This is a genomic window from Pseudomonas sp. MWU16-30323 (assembly GCF_020515595.1).
Lineage (GTDB): Bacteria > Pseudomonadota > Gammaproteobacteria > Pseudomonadales > Pseudomonadaceae > Aquipseudomonas > Aquipseudomonas yamanorum.
Genome location: NZ_JAIWYM010000014.1, coordinates 1 through 19,292 on the forward strand (window position 1 = coordinate 1; position 19,292 = coordinate 19,292).

Here is a 19,292-nt window from a genome sequence, read left to right on the forward strand (position 1 = left end):
GTCCCCAAGTGTTCCTCACTTGCAGCCTGCGGTTGCCTTCAATGCTAAAGTCCATTCCTCGATTTTGCTTTTCCCAAGGAAGCCGTTATGCCGGATGCGACGTCCCTCAGTGCTGGATTCATGGTGGTTCACGGCAACCGCCTGGATGAGCTGCGCAGCCTGGTTGTCAGTTGGATGCGTCGTTACCCGCTGGCTCCCCTCGAAAACGAAATCGCTCTGGTACAAAGCAACGGCATTGCCCAATGGCTCAAACTGGCGCTGGCAGAAGACCCTGAAGATGACGACATGGGCGGTTGCGGCATCGCTGCGGCTATCGACGTACAACTTCCCGGCAGCTTCATGTGGCAGCTCTATCGCATGGTCCTGGGCAAAGATGAAATCCCGGCCAAGTCCCTGCTGGATAAAGCCCCACTGACCTGGCGTCTCATGCGCCTGCTTCCCGAGCTGATCAACCAGCCCCACTTCGAACCCCTGCAACGCTTCCTGACCCACGACACGGATCTGCGCAAACGCTACCAACTGGCAGAACGCCTCGCTGACCTCTTCGACCAATACCAGGTCTACCGTGCCGACTGGCTGGAAGACTGGGCTGCCGGTCGTCATCAACTACGCAATGGTCGAGGTGAATCCAAACCCCTGAGCCCAGCCAACTGCTGGCAAGCTGAACTATGGCGTGCCCTGCTGCTGGATGTCGGAGAGGAGGGCATGGCCCAGAGTCGCGCCGGCGTTCACCAGCGCTTTATCGAGCGCATCAACACCCTCGAACAAGCGCCCGCCGGCCTACCTTCGCGCGTGATCGTTTTCGGTATTTCCTCCTTGCCGGCGCAAGCCCTGGAAGCGCTGGCCGGCCTCGCCCGTTTCAGCCAAGTGCTGCTGTGCGTGCACAACCCTTGTCGCCACCACTGGTCCGACATCGTTGCCGACAAAGACCTGCTCCGAAACGAATACAAACGCCAGGCCCGCAAAGCCGGAATGCCGGTTACCATCGACCCGCAAACCCTGCACCAGCACGCCCACCCGCTGCTCGCGGCCTGGGGGAAACAAGGTCGCGACTACATCAACCTGTTGGACAGCTACGACGACCCCAACAGTTACCGCTCGGCATTCCGCGACGGCCGTATCGACCTGTTCAGCGAAAGCGAGCCCACCACCTTGCTCAACCAGCTCCAGGACGACATCCTCGAACTGCGCCCGCTCAACGAAACCCGCGAACTCTGGCCAAGCGTGGACCTGAAGCGCGACACTTCCATCCGCTTCCACATCGCCCACAGCGCCCAGCGGGAAGTAGAAATCCTCCACGACCAGTTACTCCAGCGCTTCAGCGCCGACCCCACGCTGCGCCCACGGGACATCATCGTCATGGTCCCCGACGTCGACAGCTACGCACCGCATATTCGTGCCGTATTCGGCCAGCTTGAAAGAAACGACCTGCGCTTTATTCCGTTCACGCTTACAGACCAAGGCCAGCGCGGCCGCGATCCATTACTGATCGCCGTCGAACACTTGCTCAAGCTCCCCGACAGCCGCTTCCCGGTCAGCGAAATCCTCGACCTGCTCGACGTACCGGCCCTGCGCGAACGCTTCGGCATCAAGGAGCGCGACCTGCCGACCCTGCACCGCTGGATCGAAGGCGCAGGCATCCGCTGGGGCCTCAACGCCGAACAACGTGCGGGGCTCGGATTGCCCCAGGAGCTGGAGCAAAACAGCTGGCGTTTCGGCCTACGCCGCATGCTCCTGGGCTATGCCGTCGGCACGGGCTCTGCCTGCGACGGCATCGAGCCTTACGATGAGATCGGCGGCCTCGACGCTGCCTTGATCGGCCCGCTGGTCGCGCTGCTCGACGCGCTGCACGACGCCCACCAGGCACTGTCACAACCCGCTGCGCCCACAGAATGGGGCGAGCGCCTGCAAAACCTGATGCAGCTGTTTTTCCTCCCGAGCAACGAGCATGACGACTACCTCCTGGGCCAACTCGAGCAACTGAGAGAAACCTGGCTGGAGACCTGCGAGTCCGTCGGCTTGCACGACGAGTTACCCCTGACCGTCGTCCGCGAGGCCTGGCTGGCAGGCCTCGATCAAGGCCGACTGTCCCAGCGCTTTCTCGCCGGTGCTGTCAATTTTTGCACCCTGATGCCCATGCGTGCGATCCCGTTCAAGCTGGTGTGCCTGCTGGGCATGAATGACGGCGACTACCCGCGCGCGCAACCGCCGCTGGACTTCGACCTGATGGGCAGCGACTACCGCCCAGGTGATCGATCACGCCGCGAGGATGACCGCTACCTGCTGCTCGAAGCCCTGCTCTCGGCCCGCGATCAGCTCTACATCAGTTGGGTCGGCCGCAGCATCCGCGACAACAGTGATCGTCCGGCATCCGTCCTGATCGGCCAGTTGCGCGACCACATCGCCAGCGGTTGGCACACCACCAGCGGCGAACCCCTCCTGGAAGCCACCACCCAGGAACACCCGCTTCAGCCCTTCAGCGCCCGCTACTTCCACGAAGGTGACGAGCTGTTCAGCTACGCCCGCGAATGGCAGTTGCTCCACGCAACCCCGGACAGCCTGCCCGATACCGGCACCCTCGCGCCCTACATCCAGGAAGAACCGCTGAGCCTCGGCCAACTGCAGGACTTCTTGCGCAACCCGGTCAAACACTTCTTCAGCCAGCGCCTGAAAGTGTTTTTCGAAGCCGCCGAAGTTCCGCTGGAAGATGAAGAACCCTTCGTCCTCGACGCACTGCAGCGCTATAGCTTGAGCGACAGCTTGCTCACGGCGGCACTCACTCGCCCCGACAACCTCGACGAAGCCCTCAACGCCCAGGCCCTGCGCCTGCAAGGCGGTGGCTTGTTGCCGATGGTTGGTTTCGGCGAATGCCTGCGTAAAGAACTGATCGAGCCCTTGCCGGATCTGCTGCAACGTTATCAGCAACTCCTAGCTCTCTGGCCAACTCCGCACACCAGTGCTGAACCGATCAGTTTTGAGCATCAAGGCATCCAACTGGAAGGTTGGATCAGCGGCCTGCACCAACGCAGCGATGGCAGCCTTTTAAGCGTCACCGCCATCCCCAACAGCATCGGCTCGATCAAGACCCGCAAGTGGCATCGCCTGATTCGCCCGTGGGTGAACCACTTGGTGGCCTGCGCCTGCGGCCTCCCGTTAAGTACCGGCCTGGTCGCCAGCGACGACACGCTGCTGCTGGCCCCACTGGAGCAAGCCACCGCCCAAGAGCTCCTTGGCAACCTGCTGCTCGCCTGGAAAACCGGCATGAGCGAGCCACTGCCGATCGCCGTTAAAACAGCGTTCGCCTGGCTCGGCCAAACCGACCCGGCCAAAGCGCAAGCCGCCGCCAGCAAAGCCTACGAAGGCGACGGCCAAACCACCGACGGCGAGCGCCGTGAAAGTCCCGCGCTCACCCGCCAGTTCCCCGACTACGCCGCCTTGATGGCCAGCGAAGAATTTGAGGGTTGGTGCGAAACGCTGTATCGACCGTTGATCAATGCCCCCTGGCGATCACTCACCAGCGCGGAGGCCAGCGCATGAGCGGCACAAAACCCCTGGCCCTGGCGTTCCCGCTTAAAGGCAGCCAACTGATCGAAGCCAGTGCCGGCACGGGCAAGACGTTCACCATCTCGGCGCTCTACCTGCGTCTGGTTCTCGGCCACGGTGGTGACGAATCGGGCTTCGGCCGCGAGTTACTGCCGCCGCAAATTCTCGTCGTGACCTTCACCGACGCCGCCACCAAAGAGCTGCGCGAACGTATCCGTATCCGCCTGGCGGAAGCCGCGCGTTTTTTCCGTGAAGAAATTGAAGAACCCGATGCACTGATCGCCGAACTGCGCGACCAATACAGCCTCGAACAATGGCCCGGCTGCGCCAATCGCCTGGACATCGCCGCCCAATGGATGGACGAAGCGGCCGTCTCGACCATCCACAGTTGGTGCCAGCGCATGCTGCGCGAACATGCCTTCGACAGCGGCAGCCTGTTCACCCAGACCCTGGAAACCGACCACAGCGACCTGCTCGGCGAAGTGCTGCGCGACTACTGGCGACTGTTCTGCTACCCGATGCACGACGATGCATTGAACTGGGTGCGCAACAACTGGGGCGGCCCGGCAGCGCTGATGCCACGGGTACGCGCGTTGTTCAACAGCGAGCGGCCCACGGATGAAACTCGCGCCCCCGCCGAGCTGATCAACGAATGCCTACAAGAACGCCGCCAAGCCCTCGTCGCGCTCAAGGCGCCCTGGCAACAATGGGCTGAAGAGCTGCGCAACATTTGCCTGCAGGCCGTCGCTGCCAAAGCCGTCGATGGTCGCAAGATGCAAGCGCGTTACTTCGAGCCTTGGTTCGAAAAGATCAGCGCCTGGGCGGCTGATGAGTCTCTCGAGCAACTGGATATCGGCACCGGCTTCACCCGCCTGACGCCCGACGGCATGGCCGAAGCCTGGAAAGGCGAGCCACCAAGCCATCCGGGTATTGACGCCATGGCCAGCCTCAAGGCCAGCCTCGACGCCCTGCCAACGCCGGATGCCGCCGTGCTGCAACACGCCGCCGGCTGGGTAGGAAAACGCTTCGAAGAAGAAAAACGTCGTCGCGCCGAAATGGGTTTCGACGACATGCTGATCCGCCTCAACGCCGCCCTGCAGGCCGACGGCGGCGAGCGCCTGGCCAGTGTGATCCGCGAGCAATTCCCGGTCGCCCTGATCGACGAATTCCAGGACACCGACCCGGTGCAATACAGCATCTTCGACAGCATCTACCGCATCGAAGAAAACCACCTCGACAGCGGCCTGTTCCTGATCGGCGACCCGAAGCAGGCGATCTACGCCTTCCGTGGTGCCGATATCTATACCTACCTGCGCGCGCGCCAATCCACTACCGGCCGCCATCACACCCTGGGCACCAACTTCCGTTCCAGCCATGCCATGGTCGAAGCGGTAAACCATGTGTTCCAGCGCGCCGAAAAAGGCCGTGGTGCATTCCTGTTCCGCGAACCCGACGGTACGAATCCGGTGCCGTTTCAGTCGGTATTGTCCCAAGGCCGCAAGGAACAACTGCAGGTCAACGGTCAGACGTTGCCCGCGCTGAACCTCTGGCACTTGCCCACCGACCAGCCGATCTCCAGCGTGCTCTACCGCCAACAACTGGCCGCGACCTGCGCCAGTCAAATCGTCGCATTACTCAACGGCGGCCAGCAGGGAACTGCGGGATTCCTGAGCAAAGACGGTAGCTTCAAAGGCGTGCTGCCGTCAGACATCGCCATCCTGGTGCGCGACGGCAAGGAGGCCCAAGCCGTGCGCAGCGAGTTGGCTGCCCGTGGCGTACGCAGCGTTTACCTGTCTGATAAAGACTCGGTGTTCGCCGCCCAGGAAGCCCACGACCTGCTGGCCTGGCTCAAAGCCTGCGCCGAGCCGGACGTCGAGCGCCCGCTGCGCGCTGCCTTGGCCTGCGTCACCTTGAACCTGTCATTGCCGGAACTGGAGCGTCTGAACCAGGACGAACTCGCGTGGGAAAAACGCGTGATGCAGTTCCGCGACTACCGCACGATCTGGCGCACCCAAGGCGTGCTGCCGATGCTGCGTCGCCTGTTGCACGACTTCCAATTGCCGCAAACCCTGATCACCCGCAGCGATGGCGAACGGGTACTGACCAACCTGCTGCACCTCTCGGAATTGTTGCAACAGGCGGCCGCAGAGCTGGACGGCGAGCAGGCATTGATTCGCCATCTGGCCGAACATCTCGCGCTCTCCGGCCAGGCCGGTGAAGAGCAGATCCTGCGCCTGGAAAGCGATGAGCAACTGGTCAAAGTGGTGACGATCCACAAGTCCAAGGGGCTGGAGTACGACCTGGTCTTCCTGCCGTTCATCTGCTCGGCAAAACCGGTGGATGGCAGCCGCTTGCCGTTGCATTACCACGACGCAAACGGCAAATCCCAAGTCAGCCTCAAGCCCACCGCCGAGTTGATCGCCCAGGCCGACGATGAACGTCTGGCCGAAGACTTGCGCCTGTTTTACGTGGCGCTGACCCGCGCCAAACACGCTTGCTGGCTTGGGATCGCTGACCTGAAGCGCGGCAATAACAACAGCTCGGTGTTGCACCTGTCGGCCTTGGGCTACTTGCTCGGCGGCGGTGCTTCACTGGGCGAGTCCGCCGGCCTGGCCCGCTGGCTCCTCGACCTGCAGGAAGGTTGCCCGGCGCTGCATTACGCAGAAATGCCTGAAGCCGATACGGTCATGTTCCACCCGCCACGCAACGAAGCCACTTTGCTAGCGCCGCTGTTGCCCAAACGCAAGGCCGCAGAAAACTGGTGGATCGCCTCCTACAGTGCCCTGCGCATCGGCGAGAGCATGAGCGCCGCCAGCCTCGAAGCGCCGGAAAGCCCGCAAGCGCAGAAGCTGTTCGACGACGAACGCCTCGACCCTGATGCCCCGCGAGAAGTGCCGGCTTCCGGCGGCGATATTCACCGTTTTCCACGCGGGCCGAACCCCGGCACCTTCCTCCATGGGCTGCTGGAGTGGGCGGGCGGCGAAGGCTTCAACGTTGCTCCGGAGGCCATCGAAGATGCGGTCGCCCGGCGTTGCAACCGACGGGGTTGGGAAGGCTGGATCGGCACCCTCGGCGGCTGGCTCGGGCACCTGTTGCAAGCTAGGCTGCCGCTGGGCAACGGGCAGATGGCCCTCAATGAGTTGCAGCACTACCAGATCGAAATGGAATTCTGGTTTGCCAGTCACAAGGTCGATGTCCTCGCGCTCGACAAACTGGTGTGCAAGCACACTCACAATGGCGTATCCCGCGTGGCCGCCGAACCGGTGCTGCTCAACGGCATGTTCAAGGGCTTTATCGACCTGACCTTCGAACACCAAGGCCGTTACTACGTGGCGGACTACAAATCCAACTGGCTCGGTCCTGACGATTCGGCCTACACACAACAGGCTATGGAGCTGTCGATCCTCGATCATCGTTACGACCTGCAATACGTCCTTTACCTGCTGGCCCTGCATCGCCAGCTCAAGGCTCGCCTGCCGGATTACGACTACGACCGCCACGTCGGTGGCGCGTTGTACCTGTTCCTGCGGGGCACCCATTCCGCGAGCCAGGGTGCGTATTTCACCCGACCGCCCCGGGAATTGATCGAAAGCCTGGACCTGCTGTTCCAAGGCAAACCGCTACCACCCAAGGCCGAGCCCGCCTGGGAACAAGGAGAGCTGCTATGAGCCTGTCGCCGTTACCGCTCGAGGCGCTGACGCCCCTCAGCCGCGCCGCCGACCTGGTGCAATTGCTCGATCTCTGGGTGCAGCGCGGCTGGTTGCGTGCGTTGGATAAAGCCTTCGTCGGCTTCCTCCATGAGCTTGATCCCCAGGCTGATCCTTTGGTGTTGCTGGCCGCCGCCCTGACCAGTCACCAACTGGGCCATGGCCACGTGTGCCTGGACCTGTTCGAAACCCTCAAGGCGCCGGACTTTGCTCTGTCGCTGCCGCCCGAAGGCGATGCGCAAACCGGCGTCATGCTGTTGCCATCGCAATTGCTCGATGGCCTGGACGGCGCCCATTGGTGCCATGCCCTGGCCGCCAGCCGCCTGGTGGCACTGGCCGTCGATGGCAGCGAGGACGCGCGAAGCCGGCCACTGGTGCTGTCGGGAAAACGCCTGTATTTACGCCGCTACTGGACTTACGAGCGGCGCATCGACAGCGCTTTGCGCCTGCGACTTGCCACCCGCGAAAGCGTTGCCAACGATCTGCCCGAGCGTTTGAATCGCCTGTTCGACCAGGCCCCGCCGGACGGCGTCGTCGACTGGCAAAAACTCGCCTGCGCCTTGGCCACCCGCGGTGCATTCAGCATCGTCACCGGCGGTCCGGGCACCGGCAAGACCACCACGGTGGTGCGCTTGCTTGCGCTGTTGCAGGCACCTGCCGTGGAAGCGGGCAGCGCTTTGCGCATCCGCCTCGCGGCACCCACCGGCAAAGCGGCCGCGCGCTTGACCGAATCCATCAGCCAGCAAGTGCTATCGCTGAAAGTGCCGGATGCGGTGAAGGAAAAAATCCCGACCCAGGTCACCACCGTTCACCGGTTGCTGGGCAGCCGGCCCGGCACCCGACACTTCCGGCATCACATCGGCAATCCGTTGCCCCTGGATGTGCTGGTGGTGGACGAAGCCTCGATGATTGACCTGGAAATGATGGCCAACCTGCTGGACGCCTTGCCGACTCACGCGCGCCTGGTGCTGCTGGGCGACAAGGACCAGTTGGCCTCGGTTGAGGCCGGTGCGGTGCTGGGTGATTTGTGCCGCGATGCCGAAGCCGGTTTCTACAGCCCGCACACCCGCCAGTGGCTGCAACAGGTCAGCGGCGAAGACCTCGGCGCCAGCGGCTTGCAGGAAGACCTCGACGGTAGCCACCCCTTGGCGCAACAAGTGGTAATGCTGCGTTACTCGCGGCGTTTCGGCGAAGGCAGCGGCATCGGCCAATTGGCCCGTTGGGTCAACCAGCAAAACCCTGAACAGGCCCGCAAACTGCTGGCCGCCCGCAGCCATGCCGATCTGTTTTGCGTCAGCCTCAAGGGCGAGCACGACCACGCCCTGGAGCGCCTGGTGCTGGACGGCCACGGTGACGGTGCCCACGGTTATCGCTATTACCTGAAGCTGCTGCAGACCGCGCGCCCATCCCTCGACACGCCACGGGATGACGAAGCCTGGACGCTCTGGGCGCAAAAGCTGCTGAAAGCCTTCGACGCATTCCAGCTGCTCTGCGCCGTACGCAAGGGCCCGTGGGGTGTCGAGGGTTTGAACCTGCGCATCACCGCCGCGCTGCTCAAGGCCCGGCTGATCGACAGCGATCAGCAGTGGTACGAAGGCCGCCCGGTGTTGATGACCCGCAACGATTACGGCCTTGGCCTGATGAACGGCGACATCGGCATCGCTCTGAAACTGCCCGAGAGCGACGGTGGGCCACAGGTGCTGCGCGTGGCGTTCCCGCGTAACGATGGGCAGGGCGGCGTGCGCTTTGTGCTGCCCAGCCGGCTCAACGATGTGGAAACTGTCTATGCGATGACGGTGCACAAATCCCAAGGCTCTGAATTCACCCACACCGCACTGATTCTGCCGGACGCCCTGAACCCGGTGCTCACCAAAGAGTTGATCTATACCGGCATCACCCGGGCCAAGGACTGGTTCAGCCTGATCGAACCCCGGGGGGGCGTATTTGAAGAGGCGGTGAGTCGCAAGGTGAAGCGCTTGAGTGGGCTGATGCTGGAACTGGGCACTTGATCGATCAAGAAGTTGACCGATGGGTCATCTAAATTTTCTGATCCAAATGTGTGATTTTTCTTAATAAAATGTCGGAATCCTCCTGGGTGTCGCCTCGGGGGTTTTCCGCCGTTGTGCTATCGTTGCGGCATCATCCCGAGAAGATCAAAGAGAATCGCTGCATGAACGTGGCTGTCTCGCCCACAGAGCGAAGTTTGAGCTGGAGACGAATGCTGCTGTTGGCGCTTCTGTGGATCTTCACGCCTCTCGCTTTTGCCCAGCCCCCCGCCGGCATGGCTGATCAGCGAGCCAAGTCGGTCACGCAGGTGGTCCTCGGAATCCTCAGTTACGCCCGTTGGCCGGTAGAGCCCGCGCAATTGCGCCTGTGCATCGTCGGGCCGACCCAATACACCGATGACCTGGTCAAAGGCACCACCCAGGCTACCGGCCGTCCGGTAGTGGTCCAGCGTTTGCTGGCTGACCATCCGGACATCGCCAATGCCTGCGATGCCGTTTACATCGGCCAATTGACCAGCGACGAGCGTAGCCGCCTGTTCGCATCACTGATCGGCCATCCGGTGCTCAGCATCAGCGAAGGCGGCGACCAATGCACCGTGGGCAGCCTGTTCTGTCTGCGGGTGGCCGACGAGCAGGTGTCGTTCGAGGTCAACCTTGACTCCGTTGCCCGCAGCGGTGTGCGCATCCATCCGAGCGTACTGCAGCTGTCCCGACGTCGAGCGCCGGGGTCATGAGTATCGATAAAGGGCCAGTGCGGCCCACCTTGCGTTCGGTGATCGGGCGTGGACACCTGAGCCTGGCGCTGCTGGCAGTCGGCATGGCCAGTATCTCCCTGACCCTGCTCGGCGTCCTCGCGCTACGGGTGTATGCCGACCACAACCTGCACCTGATCGCCCGCTCCATCAACTACACCGTGGAAGCGGCGGTGGTGTTCAACGACAGCGCGGCGGCCACTGAAGCATTGGCCGTGATTGCTTCGGAGGAAGAGGTGGCCGAGGCAGAGGTCTTCAACGTCGACGGCAAGCAACTCGCACATTGGGAGCGCCCGGAAACCGGGATGCTGTCGATGATTGAGCTGCAGCTGGCGCATGCCTTGCTCGAGCAGCCCATCACCCAGCCGATCCTGCACCAGGGCCAGGTCATCGGCAGCGTGCACCTGACCGGCCACGGCGGCAGCCTGTTGCGCTTCCTGCTCAGCGGCCTCGCCGGGATTCTGGTGTGCACCGCCCTCAGCGCCTGGGTTGCACTGTATCTGGCGCGGCGCCTGTTACGCGGCATCACCGTGCCGTTGCACAGCCTGGCCTCGGTGGCCCACGCCGCCCGCAGCGAGCGAGCGTTTGACCGGCGCGTACCGCCGGCGAAAATCGCCGAACTCGACAGCCTGGGCAACGACTTCAATGCCTTGCTCGACGAACTGGAAGCCTGGCAGACCCACCTGCAAAGCGAAAACGAAACCCTCGCCCACCAGGCCAGCCACGACAGCCTGACCGGTCTGCCCAACCGTGCGTTTTTCGAAGGTCGGCTGATCCGCGCCTTGCGCAGCGCCGCCAAGCTCAACGAGAAAGTGGCGGTATTGTTCCTGGACAGCGACCGCTTCAAAGACATCAACGACAACTTCGGCCATGCCGCTGGCGATGCGGTATTGGTGGCAGTGGCCGCGCGCATTCGTGCGCAATTGCGCGAAGACGATTTGGTGGCACGCCTGGGCGGCGATGAATTCGCCATCTTGCTGTCACCTCTGCACAGACTCGAGGACGCCCAGCGCATTGCCGAAAAAATCATCGCCAGCATGGACGCGCCCATTGCGCTGCCCGGCGACGCCCACGTATTGACCTCACTCAGTATCGGCATCGCCGTCTACCCTGATCATGGCGCCACCCCCGGTAACCTGCTCAACGCCGCCGACGCGGCGATGTACCAGGCCAAACGGCTCTCCCAGGGTGGCCAGCAAACGGCGGAGTCCGAGTCCCCCGCCGCCAACGTTCAACACAGGAGTTGATCCCTTGTTCTCGACCGCACGCTTTTTATTCATCACCTTGCTCGTGGCCTTGCTCGCCCTGAGTGGCTGCCAGACACCGCCGCCCAAAGGCCTGACACCGGCGCAAATCGCCGTGCTCAAACAGCAAGGCTTCGAATTGACTGACGAGGGCTGGGCCTTCGGCCTGTCGGGCAAGGTGCTGTTTGGCAGCGACGTCGAAAGCCTGAATGCCCCCAGCACCGAGATCGTCCAGCGCATCGGCAAGGCGCTGTTGGGCGTAGGCATTGAACGCGTGCGGGTCGACGGCCACACCGACGCCTCGGGCAAGGAAACCTACAACCAGCAACTCTCCCTGCGCCGGGCAAAAAGCGTGGCCAACGTGCTGACCAGCGTCGGCATGAAAGAAGAAAACGTACAGCTGCGCGGGCTGGGCAGCAGCGAGCCGGTGGCGTCCAACACGACAGCGGCGGGGCGCACCGAGAATCGGCGGGTGTCGATTGTGGTGATTGCGGACTAGTCTGGCTTTCGGGCAATTCGAGTTGGAATGCAATCAATGTGGGAGCTGGGCTTGCCCGCGATGGCGGTGTATCAGTTGATGTATTGGGTGACTGACACACTGCCATCGCGGGCAAGCCCGGCTCCCACATTTTATTTAATCCGCAAACCTCATCTCCCGCGTTTCCCCCATCAATAACGGCTGATTCTGCTCCGTCACCTCACGGATGTAATCCCACAGCAGGGTGATCCGTTTCAACTTCCTCAGATCCTCGCGGCAGTACATCCAGAACTGCCGCGTAATGTTGATCTCCTTCGAAAGCACCGGCAGCAACCGCGGATCCTGCGCCGCCAAAAAGCACGGCAGGATCGCCAGCGAGCGTCCTTGCTGCGCCGCCACGTACTGCGCAATCACGCTGGTACTGCGCAAGCTCGCGCTGGCGCCGGGCACCACATTCGCCAGGTACAACAGCTCCGAGCTGAACGCCAAATCATCCACGTAGCTGATAAACGGATGCTCGGCCAGATCCGCTGCCCGGTGGATGGGCGGGTGCTGGTCCAGGTATTCCTGGGTCGCATACAGCTGCAGCTTGTAGTCGCACAGTTTGCAGCACACGTAGGGCCCATGCTCCGGCCGCTCGAGAGCGATGACGATATCCGCCTCGCGCTTGGACAGGCTGATGAAGTGGGGCAGGGGCAGGATGTCCACGGAGATCGCCGGGTAGGTGTCGACGAAATGGCTCAGTTGCGGGGTGACGAAGAAGCTGCCGAACCCTTCGGTGCAGCCCATGCGCACGTGGCCGGACAACGCCACGCCGGAGCCGGAAACCTGTTCGCAGGCCATGTGTAACGTGCTTTCGATGGACTCGGCGTAACCCAGCAGACGCTGGCCTTCGGTGGTCAATACGAAGCCGTTGGTCCGGGACTTTTCAAACAGCAGAGTGCCCAAGGATCCCTCAAGGGAAGTAATGCGCCGCGACACGGTGGTGTAGTCCACCGCCAGGCGTTTGGCGGCGACGCTGGCCTTGCGGGTGCGGGCGACTTCGAGGAAAAACTTCAGGTCATCCCAGTTCAGGGAGCCTAGTGACGTGATGTTTTTTTGCATATTAGACCGGCTTTTATGTGCGTTCTTATTAGAAGTTTGCACATCTATACTCCAAAAACAGTCCGAACGCCTCATCCTCAAGGCGATTCAACGCCTTGGTTCTCTGCATACCTACAAGAATTGGAGACCACATGAACGCATCTGCCGATATTTCCGTGCAACAGGTCAAGCTGCTGATCAACGGCGAGTGGGTCGAGTCCAAGACCACCGAATGGCAAGACATCGTCAACCCCGCCACCCAGCAAGTACTGGCCCGTGTGCCGTTTTCCACCCCAGCAGAAGTCAACGCTGCCATTGACGCCGCCCATCGCGCCTTCCAGACCTGGAAGCTGACGCCGATCGGTGCGCGCATGCGCATCATGCTCAAGTTGCAAGCCTTGATCCGCGAGCACTCCAAGCGCATCGCCGTGGTCCTCAGCGCCGAGCAGGGCAAGACCATTGCCGACGCGGAAGGCGATATTTTCCGTGGCCTGGAAGTGGTCGAGCATGCGTGCTCCATCGGCACCCTGCAGATGGGCGAATTCGCTGAAAACGTCGCCGGCGGTGTGGATACCTATACCCTGCGCCAGCCGATCGGCGTGTGCGCGGGCATCACCCCGTTCAACTTCCCGGCGATGATTCCGCTGTGGATGTTCCCGATGGCCATTGCCTGCGGTAACACCTTCGTACTGAAGCCTTCTGAGCAGGATCCGCTGTCGACCCTGCTGCTGGTTGAGCTGGCGCTCGAAGCCGGCGTGCCAGCCGGTGTGCTGAACGTGGTTCACGGCGGCAAGGATGTGGTGGACGCGCTGTGCACCCACAAGGATATCAAGGCGGTGTCCTTCGTCGGTTCGACCGCCGTGGGGACTCACGTCTACGACCTCGCCGGCAAACACGGCAAGCGCGTGCAATCGATGATGGGCGCCAAGAACCACGCCGTGGTGCTGCCGGACGCCAACCGCGAGCAAACCCTCAACGCCCTGGTCGGTGCCGGTTTCGGCGCGGCCGGCCAGCGCTGCATGGCAACGTCCGTGGTGGTGCTGGTGGGCGCAGCCAAACAATGGCTGCCAGACCTCAAGGCCCTGGCGCAGAAACTCAAGGTGAATGCCGGCAGCGAAGCGGGCACCGATGTGGGCCCGGTGATCTCCAAGCGCGCCAAGGCACGCATCCTCGACCTGATCGAAAGCGGCGTGAAAGAAGGCGCCAAGTTGGAACTGGATGGCCGTGGCATCAAGGTTCCAGGTTTCGAGGACGGCAATTTCGTCGGCCCGACCCTGTTCTCCGGCGTGACCACCGACATGCAGATCTACACCCAGGAAATCTTCGGCCCGGTGCTGGTGGTGCTGGAAGTCGACACCCTCGACCAAGCCATCGCCCTGGTCAACGCCAACCCGTTCGGTAACGGCACCGGCCTGTTCACCCAGAGCGGCGCGGCGGCGCGTAAATTCCAGAGCGAAATCGACGTCGGCCAGGTCGGCATCAACATCCCGATCCCCGTGCCAGTGCCGTTCTTCAGCTTCACCGGCTCCCGTGGTTCGAAACTCGGTGATCTGGGCCCGTACGGCAAGCAAGTGGTGCAGTTCTATACCCAGACCAAAACCGTCACCAGCCGCTGGTTCGACGACGACAGCGTCAATGATGGCGTCAACACCACCATCAACCTGCGCTGATCGAGGAGACGACCATGAAGATTGCATTTATCGGCCTGGGCAACATGGGCGCGCCGATGGCGCGCAACCTGATCAAGGCTGGCCATGCGTTGAACCTGTTCGACCTGAACCAGACCGTGCTCAAGGAACTGGCCGAGCTGGGCGGCACCATCAGCGCCTCACCGCGCGCGGCAGCAGAAGGCGTCGAGCTGGTGGTGACCATGCTCCCGGCTGCGGCCCATGTACGCAGTGTGTGGCTCGGTGAAGATGGCGTGCTGGCCGGCATCGGCAAAGGCGTGCCGGCAGTGGATTGCAGCACCATCGACCCGCAGACCGCCCGCGATGTAGCCGCGGCGGCAGCAAAACAAGGCGTGGTGATGGCCGATGCCCCGGTGTCCGGCGGCACCGGCGGCGCCCAGGCCGGGACGCTGACCTTCATGGTCGGCGCCACCCCGGAACTGTTCGCCACCCTGCAACCGGTATTGGCGCAAATGGGCCGTAACATCGTCCATTGCGGCGAAGTCGGCACCGGGCAAATTGCGAAGATCTGCAACAACCTGCTGTTGGGTATCACCATGGTCGGCGTCAGCGAAGCCATGGCCCTGGGCGATGCGTTGGGTATCGACACCCAAGTGCTGGCGGGAATCATCAACAGCTCCACCGGACGCTGCTGGAGTTCGGACACCTACAACCCATGGCCCGGGATTATCGAAACGGCGCCGTCGTCCCGGGGTTATACCGGCGGGTTTGGTGCGGAACTGATGCTCAAGGACCTGGGGCTGGCCACTGAAGCCGCCCGCCAGGCGCACCAGCCGGTGATCCTCGGCGCAGTGGCGCAGCAGTTGTATCAATCGATGAGCCAGCGTGGGGAAGGGGGCAAGGACTTCTCGGCGATCATCAACAGCTATCGCAAGCCCCAATAGGGGATTTTCCGGGAACCTGCCTCAAGCGGGTTCCCGGGTTTTTGGCCGTCAGGCAAACACAAAATACTTACGCACCGTCTCGACCACTTCCCACGTCCCTTTCATCCCCGGCTCCACCACAAAGATATCCCCAGCCCGCAAATGGATCGGCTCAAGGCCATCCGGGGTGATCACGCAGTAGCCTTCCTGAAAGTGGCAGTATTCCCACTTCACGTACTCCACCCGCCATTTGCCGGGGGTGCAGATCCAGGTGCCCATGATCTTGCTGCCGTCTTCGCTGGTGTAGGCGTTGAGGTTGACGGTGTGTGGGTCGCCTTCGAGCTTTTCCCATTTGCAGGCGTCCAGCACCGGCAGTGGGTGGGTGTCGCGCAGTACGGTGATCGGCTTGGACATGATGATTCCGAGGCAGTGGAAGGGAAGTCCGAACCCTATCGCCTTGGGCGGCCCGCCAGTGGTCTGAACTCGACATCGGGATGCCCAGAAGCGCAGTCATTTGCACATCCGTGAGTCACCGCCAACCCCTGTGGGAGCCGGGCTTGCCCGCGTTGGCGGAGTGTCAGGCGATGGAAGGGCAAGCTGTGCCGACCTCATCGCGGGGAAGCCCGGCTCCCACAGGGGATATTTGTTGTTTGAATGATTGAGTCGGTACGAAATATCTGTGCGCCAATCAGCCATTTCCTCGCAGTAAGTGCGAAAGATTTCCCGCTTTGCGCCGGAATTCGCAAGAATATTTACAGCTGGCCCTCGTATCATTCACCCCAGTAACGACCGAGAGCCTTGAAATGAATCCAATAAAAACGTGGTGGGACATCAGCCCGCCCTTGAGCACCGCGACCCCGACCTGGCCGGGTGATACGCCGTTTCAGGAAGAGCGCGTGTGGCAGTTCGGCCCCGAGTGCCCGGTGAATGTCGGACGCATCACCCTGTCGCCCCACACCGGCGCCCATGTGGACGCGCCGTTGCACTACAGCGCTGACGGTGCGCCCATCGGCGAAGTGTCCCTCGATGTGTACATGGGCCCGTGCCGGGTGCTGCATTGCCTGGGCAGCGGGGCGCTGGTGCAGCCATATCAGTTGGAAGGCCGCCTGGAGAACCTCCCGGAGCGTGTGCTGCTGCGCACTTATCAACAGGCGCCACTGGATACCTGGGATTCGAATTTCACCGCCGTCGCCCCGCAAACCGTCGAGCTGCTGGCCGGCCTCGGGGTGCGCCTGATCGGCATCGACACGCCGTCCCTGGACCCGCAACAGTCCAAGACCATGGACTCTCACAACGCCGTCGCCCGGCATGGCATGGCGATTCTCGAAGGCATCGTTCTCGACGACGTACCGGAGGGCGATTACGAGTTGATCGCGCTGCCGCTGCGTTTTGCCAACCTCGATGCCAGCCCGGTACGAGCGATTCTCCGCCCGCTCAAGGAGCCCACGCGATGAGCCAGTGTCCTTTCTCCCCTGACTACCAGCCGCCGGAAGAATGGCATAACGCCGAGCTGAATTTTTCCGAGTCCATGAGCTATGGCGACTACCTGGACCTGGGCAAAGTGCTCAGCGCCCAGCACCCGCTGTCGCCGGACCACAACGAGATGCTGTTCATCATCCAGCACCAGACCTCCGAGCTGTGGATGAAGCTGATGCTCCACGAACTCAAGGCCGCCCGCGAACACGTGCGCCTGGGTGAGTTGCCACCGGCGTTCAAAATGCTGGCGCGGGTGTCGCGGATCTTTGACCAACTGGTGCACGCCTGGGCCGTGCTGGCGACCATGACGCCATCGGAGTACAAATCGATCCGCCCGTACCTGGGCCAGTCGTCGGGCTTCCAGTCGTTCCAGTACCGGGAAATCGAATTCATCCTCGGCAATAAAAGCGCGGCGCTGTTGCGGCCCCACGCCCATCGTCCGGACCTGTTGAACGAGCTGAAAGTGGCGATTGCCACGCCGTCGCTGTATGACGAGGCGATCAACCTGATGGCCAAGGCCGGCCTGGCGATCGACCCCAAGCGCGCCGAACGCGACCCGACGGCACCGACGGTGCACGATGAATCCGTGGAGGCGGCGTGGCGCGAGGTTTATCGCGATCCGAGCCGTTATTGGGACCTGTACCAACTGGCCGAAAAGTTTATCGACCTGGAGGATTCGTTCCGCCAATGGCGCTTCCGCCACGTCACCACGGTGGAGCGGATCATCGGCTTCCAGCCTGGTACGGGCGGCACCGAAGGCGTGGGTTACCTGCGCAAGATGCTCGACACCGTATTGTTCCCCGAGCTGTGGCGAGTGCGTTCCACGCTGTAATCAAGGCCCAACAAAAAGCCCCGGTACTCATCAGTACCGGGGCTTTTCATTTGGAATACGATCAAAATGTGGGAGCGGGCTTGCTCGCGAAGACGGTGGGTCAATAAACACATGTGCTGACTGACATACCGCCTTCGCGAGCAAGCCCGCTCCCACATGGGTTATTGCGCTGTTACTGCCTTCGCGTTATTCAACCGCAACCGGTACGCCACATAGATAATCCCGACCCAAACCGGAATCGCATACACCGACGCCCGCACGCCCGGAATCGCCAGCATCACGCAGATGATCATCAGCATGAACGCCAGGCACAGGTAGTTGCTGAACGGGAACCAGAAGGTCTTGAACGACGGCACCACGCCTTGCTCGCCCATGGCCTTGCGGAACTTGATGTGGGTCAGGCTGATCAGCGCCCAGTTGATCATCAGCGAGGCAACCACCAGTGCAAACAACAGCTCCAGTGCGTCATGCGGGGCGACGTAGTTGATCACCACGCACAGCAGCGTCACCAGGGCCGAGATGCCCAGGGCACGCAGCGGCACGCCTTGCTTGTTCAGCTTCATCAGCGCTTTCGGCGCATCGCCTTGCTCGGCCAGGCCGAACAGCATGCGGCTGTTGCAGTACACGCCGCTGTTGTACACCGACAGCGCCGCGGTCAGGACCACGAAGTTAAGGATGTGGGCGGCGGTGTCGTTACCGATCAGCGAGAAGATCTGTACGAACGGGCTACCGCTGTAGGCATCGCCCGACGCGCCGAGGGTTTGCAGCAGTTGGTCCCATGGGTACAACGACAGCAGCACAGTGAGGGCGCCGACGTAGAAAATCAGGATCCGGTACACCACCTGGTTGATCGCCTTCGGGATCACCTTACGGGGTTCGCTGGCTTCGGCGGCGGTAATGCCCACCAGCTCCAGGCCGCCGAACGAGAACATGATGAACGCCATGGACATCAACAGCCCCATGCCGCCATTGGGGAAGAACCCACCGTGGCTCCACAGGTTGCTCACCGAGGCTTGCGGGCCGCCGGTGCCGCTGAACAGCAGATAGCAGCCGAGCACGATCATGCCGACAATCGCCACCACCTTGATGATCGCGAACCAGAACTCGGTCTCACCGAAGAACTTCACGTTGAGGGTGTTGATCAGGTTGACCAGCACAAAGAACACCACCGCACTGACCCAGGTCGGAATTTCCGGCCACCAGAACTGGATGTACTTGCCCACCGCTGTCAGCTCGGCCATGCCCACCAGCACGTAGAGTACCCAGTAGTTCCAGCCGGCGAGGAAGCCTGCGTAACCGCCCCAGTACTTGTGGGCGAAGTGGCTGAAGGAGCCGGCCACCGGTTCCTCGACGATCATCTCGCCCAGCTGGCGCATGATCAGGAACGCGATGAAACCGGCTACCGCGTAGCCCAGGATCATCGACGGCCCCGCCGACTTGAGCACGCCCGCCGAGCCGAGGAACAGCCCGGTCCCGATTGCCCCTCCCAAGGCAATCAGCTGAATATGCCGGTTCTTCAGGCCACGCTTGAGGCCCACCGGGTTAACCATGTCATCCGCCATTAACATTCCCTTCTACTTGTTTTTTTCAGGGTTGATCGCACACCGAACCAGCCCCTCA

13 protein-coding genes are annotated in these 19,292 nt (G+C 62.2%); 10 read left to right on the top strand and 3 right to left on the bottom strand.

Features of this window, described 5'->3' with window-relative positions; genetic code table 11:
- The first annotated feature begins 87 nt into the window (after nucleotides 1–87).
- The 6 genes from recC (at nucleotide 88) to LIY45_RS17430 (ending at nucleotide 11,751) form a co-directional block, all read left to right on the top strand.
- On the top strand, nucleotides 88–3,537 hold the full coding sequence (gene recC / locus LIY45_RS17405) for an exodeoxyribonuclease V subunit gamma (protein WP_226477029.1): 3,450 nt from the start codon (nucleotides 88–90) through the stop codon (nucleotides 3,535–3,537).
- Nucleotides 3,534–7,211, top strand: a complete 3,678-nt coding sequence (gene recB, locus LIY45_RS17410; RefSeq protein ID WP_226477030.1) for an exodeoxyribonuclease V subunit beta — start codon at nucleotides 3,534–3,536, stop codon at nucleotides 7,209–7,211. Before recC ends, recB begins: the two co-directional genes overlap by 4 nt.
- On the top strand, nucleotides 7,208–9,259 hold the full coding sequence (gene recD, locus LIY45_RS17415) for an exodeoxyribonuclease V subunit alpha (protein WP_226477031.1): 2,052 nt from the start codon (nucleotides 7,208–7,210) through the stop codon (nucleotides 9,257–9,259). Before recB ends, recD begins: the two co-directional genes overlap by 4 nt.
- 161 nt (nucleotides 9,260–9,420) lie before the next feature.
- Entirely contained in the window at nucleotides 9,421–9,990 is a 570-nt protein-coding gene (locus tag LIY45_RS17420) for a YfiR family protein (RefSeq protein ID WP_226477032.1), read from the top strand.
- Complete coding sequence (locus LIY45_RS17425) at nucleotides 9,987–11,255, top strand: diguanylate cyclase (RefSeq protein ID WP_226477033.1); 1,269 nt, start codon at nucleotides 9,987–9,989, stop codon at nucleotides 11,253–11,255. Before LIY45_RS17420 ends, LIY45_RS17425 begins: the two co-directional genes overlap by 4 nt.
- 4 nt (nucleotides 11,256–11,259) lie before the next feature.
- Nucleotides 11,260–11,751: an OmpA family protein gene (locus LIY45_RS17430; RefSeq protein WP_226477034.1), complete on the top strand. Its 492-nt coding sequence runs from the start codon at nucleotides 11,260–11,262 to the stop codon at nucleotides 11,749–11,751.
- Between the two features lie 135 nt (nucleotides 11,752–11,886).
- On the opposite strand, the gene LIY45_RS17435 is transcribed toward LIY45_RS17430, so the two are convergent.
- Nucleotides 11,887–12,834, bottom strand: a complete 948-nt coding sequence (locus tag LIY45_RS17435; RefSeq protein ID WP_226477035.1) for a LysR family transcriptional regulator — start codon at nucleotides 12,832–12,834, stop codon at nucleotides 11,887–11,889.
- A 131-nt stretch (nucleotides 12,835–12,965) separates the two neighbouring features.
- Between LIY45_RS17435 and LIY45_RS17440 the strand changes: the two genes are divergently transcribed.
- A complete protein-coding gene (locus LIY45_RS17440) occupies nucleotides 12,966–14,483 on the top strand; it encodes a CoA-acylating methylmalonate-semialdehyde dehydrogenase (protein WP_093202143.1) in 1,518 nt (505 codons plus the stop codon).
- A gap of 14 nt (nucleotides 14,484–14,497) precedes the next feature.
- The gene (mmsB, locus tag LIY45_RS17445) at nucleotides 14,498–15,385 is read left to right on the top strand and encodes a 3-hydroxyisobutyrate dehydrogenase (protein WP_226477036.1); all 888 of its coding nucleotides are present in this window, start codon (nucleotides 14,498–14,500) and stop codon (nucleotides 15,383–15,385) included.
- A 48-nt stretch (nucleotides 15,386–15,433) separates the two neighbouring features.
- Here the strand turns inward: mmsB and LIY45_RS17450 are convergent, their stop codons facing one another.
- A complete protein-coding gene (locus LIY45_RS17450; RefSeq protein WP_003212331.1) occupies nucleotides 15,434–15,778 on the bottom strand; it encodes a cupin domain-containing protein in 345 nt (114 codons plus the stop codon).
- A 389-nt stretch (nucleotides 15,779–16,167) separates the two neighbouring features.
- Between LIY45_RS17450 and kynB the strand changes: the two genes are divergently transcribed.
- Both kynB and kynA read left to right on the top strand, forming a co-directional pair.
- Complete coding sequence (gene kynB / locus LIY45_RS17455) at nucleotides 16,168–16,818, top strand: arylformamidase (RefSeq protein WP_226477037.1); 651 nt, start codon at nucleotides 16,168–16,170, stop codon at nucleotides 16,816–16,818.
- Complete coding sequence (gene kynA, locus LIY45_RS17460) at nucleotides 16,815–17,672, top strand: tryptophan 2,3-dioxygenase (RefSeq protein ID WP_063033266.1); 858 nt, start codon at nucleotides 16,815–16,817, stop codon at nucleotides 17,670–17,672. Before kynB ends, kynA begins: the two co-directional genes overlap by 4 nt.
- A 161-nt stretch (nucleotides 17,673–17,833) precedes the next feature.
- Here the strand turns inward: kynA and LIY45_RS17465 are convergent, their stop codons facing one another.
- Nucleotides 17,834–19,234, bottom strand: a complete 1,401-nt coding sequence (locus tag LIY45_RS17465; RefSeq protein ID WP_003212324.1) for an amino acid permease — start codon at nucleotides 19,232–19,234, stop codon at nucleotides 17,834–17,836.
- Nucleotides 19,235–19,292 lie beyond the last annotated feature (58 nt).

Coding starts and splice junctions, on each gene's coding strand:
- LIY45_RS17465 (WP_003212324.1), bottom strand. CDS start 19,234: ATGGCGGATGACATGGTTAACCCGGTGGGCCTCAAGCGTGGCCTGAAG.
- LIY45_RS17450 (WP_003212331.1), bottom strand. CDS start 15,778: ATGTCCAAGCCGATCACCGTACTGCGCGACACCCACCCACTGCCGGTG.
- LIY45_RS17440 (WP_093202143.1), top strand. CDS start 12,966: ATGAACGCATCTGCCGATATTTCCGTGCAACAGGTCAAGCTGCTGATC.
- LIY45_RS17425 (WP_226477033.1), top strand. CDS start 9,987: ATGAGTATCGATAAAGGGCCAGTGCGGCCCACCTTGCGTTCGGTGATC.
- LIY45_RS17420 (WP_226477032.1), top strand. CDS start 9,421: ATGAACGTGGCTGTCTCGCCCACAGAGCGAAGTTTGAGCTGGAGACGA.
- kynA (WP_063033266.1), top strand. CDS start 16,815: ATGAGCCAGTGTCCTTTCTCCCCTGACTACCAGCCGCCGGAAGAATGG.
- mmsB (WP_226477036.1), top strand. CDS start 14,498: ATGAAGATTGCATTTATCGGCCTGGGCAACATGGGCGCGCCGATGGCG.
- LIY45_RS17435 (WP_226477035.1), bottom strand. CDS start 12,834: ATGCAAAAAAACATCACGTCACTAGGCTCCCTGAACTGGGATGACCTG.
- recC (WP_226477029.1), top strand. CDS start 88: ATGCCGGATGCGACGTCCCTCAGTGCTGGATTCATGGTGGTTCACGGC.
- kynB (WP_226477037.1), top strand. CDS start 16,168: ATGAATCCAATAAAAACGTGGTGGGACATCAGCCCGCCCTTGAGCACC.
- recD (WP_226477031.1), top strand. CDS start 7,208: ATGAGCCTGTCGCCGTTACCGCTCGAGGCGCTGACGCCCCTCAGCCGC.
- recB (WP_226477030.1), top strand. CDS start 3,534: ATGAGCGGCACAAAACCCCTGGCCCTGGCGTTCCCGCTTAAAGGCAGC.